This window comes from Streptacidiphilus sp. MAP12-20, assembly GCF_041262525.1.
Lineage (GTDB): Bacteria > Actinomycetota > Actinomycetes > Streptomycetales > Streptomycetaceae > Streptacidiphilus.
On the sequence record NZ_JBGCCK010000049.1, the window covers coordinates 1 to 5,700 of the forward strand.

The window sequence follows — 5,700 nt, forward strand, 5'->3', positions numbered from 1 at the left end:
CCTCACAGCGCCGATGGTACTGCAAGGGGGACCCTGTGGGAGAGTAGGACACCGCCGAACAACCTTTCCAGTGAAGCCCCCTGACCATCGGTCAGAGGGCTTCACTGCGTTAAGGACTCAGGCCGGCGTCAGCTCGTGAGGATGACGAGCTGCTGGGTCGCCCGGGTCATCGCCACATAGCGGTCGACCGCCCCTTCGATTCCCGTGCCGAACTTCTCCGGGTCCACGAGGACGACCAGATCGAACTCGAGCCCCTTCGACAGCTCCGGAGTCAGCGATCGGACGCGGGACGTCGCCCGGAACATGGGATCGCCGATCACGCACGCGATCCCATCCGCATTGGCGGCGAGCCAGTTGTCGAGGATCGCGTCCAGATCCGAAGCGGATCCGTGAACGACGGGGACGCCGCTGGTGCGGATGGAGGTCGGCACATTGGCGTCCGGGAGCGCGGCCCGGATGACCGGCTCGGCTTCTGCCATGACCTCCTCCGGTGTCCGGTAGTTGATGCTCAGGGAGGCCAGGACGCTACGGTCGAGCCCGATTCGCTCGAGCCGTTCTTCCCACGACTCTGTGAACCCGTGCCTCGCCTGGGCGCGGTCCCCGACAATCGTGAAGCTCCGGGACGGGCAGCGAAGCAGGAGCATCTGCCACTCCGCGTCGGTCAGTTCCTGGGCCTCGTCCACGACGATGTGAGCGAACGGGCCGGCGAGCCGATCCAGGTCGGTGCTGGGAAGTGCGCTCTCGTCGATCAGGCTGTCTTTCAGGTCCTGCCCGCGCAGCATCGTCACCGCACCTTCGCCGTCGTCGTCGGCCTGGAGGATGTCGTCGATAACACTGGCCATGCGCTCGCGCTCCGCGGCGACAGCCGCGTTGTGCCGAAGCATGCGTCGTGCTGCCTCCGGGTCGCCGAGTCGGTGCCGTGCCGCGTCGAGGAGCGGCAGATCGGACACCGTCCAGGCCTGGGCATCGCCGCGCTGCAGCTTGCGAACGTCGTCGCGGCTGAGCCAGGGAGCGCACATCCGGAGGTAAGCGGGCACCGACCACAGGTCCCCGACGAGGTCGGCCGCTTCGAGCAGGGGCCACGCACGGTTGAGGGTCGTGACCAGCTCCCTGTCCCGTTGCAGCGATCTCCGGAACAGTTCAGGCGAGACGTCTCCTTCGTCGTCGTCGCGCTTGTCCATCAGGATCGTGACCAGTTCCTCCCAGATCTGCTCGCGCGCTTCGTTGTGCGGAGTACCTGGTCCCGGAGCGTCGAACGCCTCGGCCCAGTCCTCGGCGCTCAGCCAGATGTCGGACCAGTCGGTCGTGACCGTCATTCCCTCGCTGGGCGGCTCCTCGTAGAACCTGACCGCCTTCTCGATGGCCTTCACCAGGCCGGCGGACGACTTCAGCCGGGCCACGTCCGGGTCGGTCTCGATCACTGCCGTGGCGCCCTCGGTAACGAGGTCCCGCACCGTGCAGGTCTGCACGCCCTCCTCCCCGAGGCTGGGGAGGACGTCGGCGACGTAGGCCAGGTAGGGCTGGTGCGGACCGACGACCAACACGCCGCCCCGACGGTGACCGAGACGGGGGTCGGAGTAGAGGAGGTACGCGGAGCGGTGCAGCGCGACGACCGTCTTCCCTGTGCCGGGACCTCCGTCGACGACGAGGGCGCCGCGGGAACTCGCGCGGATGATCGCGTCCTGGTCGGCCTGGATGGTGCCGAGTACGTCCCGCATCCGAGACGACCGGTTGCTGCCCAGGCTGGCGATGAAGGCGGACTGGTCGTCGAGCGCGGCGTGCCCATCGAGCCCGTCCGGGGTGAACACCTCGTCCCAGTAGTCGCTGATCCGACCGCGGGTCCAGCGGTACCTGCGGCGGCTGGCCAGGCCCATCGGGTTGGCGTGGGTAGCAGCGAAGAATGGCTCAGCCGCCGGGGAGCGCCAGTCGATCAGCAGTCGGCGACCCTCGCTGTCGGTGAGGCCGAGTCGTCCGATGTACACGGGCTCGAGGGTGTCTGCGCTGACGATGCGTCCGAGGCACAGGTCCAAACCGAAGCGTTGCAGGGCGCGCAGGCGAGCGGTCAGCTGATGGATCTCCGTATCCCGGTCCATCGCCGCCCGGCCCATGCCGCCGGGCGCCTTGCGCGCGGCGTCGAGGCGGTCGGACAGCTCGGAGACCGTCTGCTCGAGGGTCTCCGCGATGGCGGCGAAGTGCTGCTCGTCGCCGGCGATCAGGTTCGGGTCGGCCTTGGGGGAGAGGCGGTCGGGCAACTGAAACGCGTTGGTGAGGTCCGGCTGCCCGCCGTCGCCGCGTGACCCATGAACTGACAACAAAACACGCACGTCGCGATCTCCCCTTACGGCGGCTTTCTGGCCTGGATCAGCGATTTTGCGGTACCAAGGGGGCCTTGCCGCAAGCCCCCCGGTGCGCTATATGTTGAGAGTGGCAAGGGGTGGGTCTTCCCCTTTGCCTTCGTCGTCCAGTCCGTGGTTGTGGACCAGGGCGCGGAGATGGTCCCCGAATCGCCGGAAGTCATCGCGTTCGTAGGCCGCCGCAATTAGACGTTCGCCTTCGGCGGGATTGTGGACGCGCACGGGCGTGCGCAGAGTCTCACCGGTGCGGAGCACGATGCGGAAGGCGTCGCTGCGCATCGGGTCGTGGAGGTCACCCCGTCGGGGCGCACTGGTGATCTCAGCGATGTCCGCCATGGCGACCGTGCGGGTCCGCCACGGTGAGCGGATCCGCACCCGGTCGCGATCGGCGTAGAGCCCGGTCCGGTAGAAACGCAGGGCCACGAAGAACGGCACGAGGAAGACGGGTTCCACGGCTGGCAGCCAGAGGAGCTGGGACCCCACCATCACCGGGCTGAGAAGTCCAGCGCCGAGCGCCGTCACGGCGAGCGTCGGCATCAGGCGCACCTGGTACCGACTCGCCGGCGTGATCCGCTCCCAGCCCAGCATGCTTGCCCCCGTCAGCCTCCAACTGGTTCATACCCGCCGAAGCGTACGGACTCCCGCGAGGCGACACGATCTCATCTGGCTGATTGGTGGCCGAACCATCGCTGCGCGGCGGTTCGCAGGGCGACCAGGTCGGCTGGGTCGGGGTGGGGTGGCAGACGCTCACGCCACGTAGGAGTCGGGGCGGAGCAGCAGCGCGGTGGCAGCGGGTGCGGGGAGCTGAGGCTGCGCGGTGACGATGTCCACCTGGGCGTCCCAGTCGGCCAGCGCACGCGCAGGGGAGCCGTCCTCCGTGAGGTCGAGGAGCAACGGCCTTGCGGTTCGGGCGAGTTCCGCCAGCCGGACCGGACGGGACGGGGTGAGCAGATCCACGTCCGGGGAGAACCAGCCGACCAGGGGGTGCGCGTCGGTGTCGCCCATGTCGTAGCGGACATCGCTGCCCGCGGTGAGGTCGGCGAGGTGCTGGACGGTGGCCGGGTGGCCGAGCAACTCGGTGAACAGCTCGCGCAGGGCCGTGACGTCACCGCCGGGCGCGTGCGTTGGGGGAGGAACGGCAGGACGCTTCCGTAACCCGGAACGTCCAGCCCACCCGTCACCGGATTCACCCACGCCGCCGGAACCGTCGCATGCGCCGTCCGGTTGGTCGTCCTGTCGTAGCTGACGCCGGGGAAGTCGATCCCGGACAGCTTGCGCGTGATGCTGTGCGCCCCGTCCGCACCGACGACGTAGCGCGCCTGGAGCCGGTGGCTCCCCTCCGCGCCGGCGACGTCCACGGTGACGGTCTGGTCGTCCTGCGACAGCCCGACGACCTCATGTCCCCGCCGGATCTCGACTCCGAGTTCGACCGCCCGCTCTCCCAGGACCTGGACGATGCGCCGCTGCGGTGCCGCCAGATCGTAGATCGGACTGTCCTGCAGCAGGCTCAGGTTCAGGCCCATCGCGGCGAACATGAAGTAGGCGGAGTTCGGCTGCGGCGGGCCAGGCACACCGCTGAGACGCTCGTACAGCCCCCCGCGGTCGACCATCTTCACGACCTGGCCGAGCAGCCCGTTGGCCTTCGGCACCTCGCTGGGCGCGGGCAGGCCCTCCAGCACCACCGGCCGCACCCCGGCCAGAGCCAGCTCACAGGCCAGCATCAGCCCGTTCGGGCCGCCTCCGACGATGACGACATCCTTGATCACGAGCATGTCCCCTCTTGAGTGGACGGAAGAGAGCAGGACAGATCGGCCGGGCCGGTCCCGGCCAGGCATGAGTCATCCGCTTGTTCTGTTACGGAGTGGGAAGCCCGACAGCGATCTGCTCGAACACCTCGCGCAGTGTCACGGCGAGCGGCGCGGGCGGATCCGGACGCATGCAGTGCTCCACGGCCACCGCACTGCCGGCGCCGACCACTGCGGCGACCAGCTTCGGGTACGCGTCCCGGGTCACATCGGTACCGGTTCGCTCGGCGATCGCCCTGGCCAGCTCCTCCTGCGCCGCCGCGTTCGCCTTGACCACCTCGCCCTGCAAGGCCGGCTCCGCCAACATGAGCCGTAGCCCGTCGATCCACCGCTGGTCGCGTGGAGCGTTCACGCTGGCTTCCCCCTGCGGCACGAACTCGGCTTGCACGACCCGGGCGATCGACTCCCACAAGGGCTCGGCGGCCGGCTGCGCGCGCAGTGAGTCGGCGATCCGCAGCATGCGCTCCAGATGGCTGGCGGCGATCGCCTCGGCCTTGCTGGAGAAGTAGTTGCGGAAGGTGCGCACGGACACGTTCGCGGCGGAGGCGATGTCCTCCACGGTGACGTTGTCCCACCCCCGCTGAACACAGAGCCCGATGGTGGCCTGACTCAACGCGACGCGGGTCTCCCGCTTCTTGCGCTCGCGCAGTCCGAGGTGGGCACTGACGACGTGTTCCTGGGTCATGCCAGCCACAGTAGCAAATCTTGCCAAGATGGCAAGATTGCCGGAGAGGCAAAAATCTGGGAAGTCGATGGGGGTGCGGTGACTTCGGTCTGCCTGGGCGCGATTTCTGTACGCTGGCCGTATGAGCGAGCAGACGGACATGGACCGGGCCTGGGAAGAGCTCGAGGTCCCGGACGGTCTGACCGCGCAGTACTTCGGCGGCCAGATCATCATGCAGGCCAACCCGACGACGCTCCACGACTTCATCATTCGCAACGTCACCCGCCAGGACTTCCCAGCCGTCGAGGCATGGGGTGAGCGTGGCATGGACCTTGACACTGATGGGAAGCCGCGCCCCGACGTGGTCTTCATCGCCTCCGAGGACATCCCCATGCAAGTGAGGGACTGGCCGGCTTCGCTGGTGCAGGCGGTCGCCGAGGTCGTGTCGCCGAGTTCGGCGAAGGATGACCTGCGGACCAAGCGGGAGCTCTACGCCTTGCACAGGATCCCGACCTACCTCGTCATCGATCCACGCAAGGCGACCTGGCGCGTCCTGACGCTGTCCGGAGTCGGCTATGTCGAGACCGATGAGGGAGTCTTCGGGCAGCCGATCGAACTGAAGCTCCCGGCAGGGACCATCACCGTGAGCACGCACGGTTGGCAGCCCTACCCGACTGTTTGACTCCGGCCGTCGGGGCACGTAGTGTTCTCCGAGTTGCCCTGCCTGCGGTTGCGGGTCCAGAGGCGACGAACCCCTTGAAACTGATCGCACGAGCGAACGATTCGTGCTGCCATTTTCTGGGATTGTGGGACTGGTTGATGGATTTGGTTGTCGCCGAGGAAATCAGCTAGAGTTTCACTCGTCGGAACGGGCCGG

The 5,700-nt window shown here is 67.9% G+C and carries 5 protein-coding genes and 1 pseudogene; 1 reads left to right on the forward strand and 5 read right to left on the reverse strand.

The annotated features are described in order from the left end of the window. Positions 1–128: 128 nt before the first annotated feature. From helR to ABIA32_RS33435, 5 genes and pseudogenes are all read right to left on the reverse strand, one after another. A complete protein-coding gene (gene helR / locus ABIA32_RS33415; RefSeq protein ID WP_370103635.1) occupies positions 129–2,315 on the reverse strand; it encodes an RNA polymerase recycling motor ATPase HelR in 2,187 nt (728 codons plus the stop codon). Between the two features lie 96 nt (positions 2,316–2,411). Beyond that, positions 2,412–2,942 (reverse strand): hypothetical protein, encoded by a 531-nt coding sequence (locus tag ABIA32_RS33420; protein WP_370103628.1) that lies wholly within the window; start codon positions 2,940–2,942, stop codon positions 2,412–2,414. A 159-nt stretch (positions 2,943–3,101) separates the two neighbouring features. Further along, the gene (locus ABIA32_RS33425; RefSeq protein WP_370103630.1) at positions 3,102–3,548 is read right to left on the reverse strand and encodes a hypothetical protein; all 447 of its coding nucleotides are present in this window, start codon (positions 3,546–3,548) and stop codon (positions 3,102–3,104) included. A gap of 53 nt (positions 3,549–3,601) precedes the next feature. Then, positions 3,602–4,189: pseudogene (locus ABIA32_RS33430) on the reverse strand (FAD-dependent monooxygenase); the annotation flags it as partial. A gap of 19 nt (positions 4,190–4,208) precedes the next feature. Then, positions 4,209–4,844, reverse strand: a complete 636-nt coding sequence (locus ABIA32_RS33435) for a TetR family transcriptional regulator (RefSeq protein ID WP_370103632.1) — start codon at positions 4,842–4,844, stop codon at positions 4,209–4,211. A 121-nt stretch (positions 4,845–4,965) separates the two neighbouring features. Here ABIA32_RS33435 and ABIA32_RS33440 point away from each other — a divergent pair, with 121 nt between their 5' ends. After that, entirely contained in the window at positions 4,966–5,505 is a 540-nt protein-coding gene (locus tag ABIA32_RS33440; protein WP_370103634.1) for a Uma2 family endonuclease, read from the forward strand. The last annotated feature ends 195 nt before the right edge of the window (positions 5,506–5,700 follow it).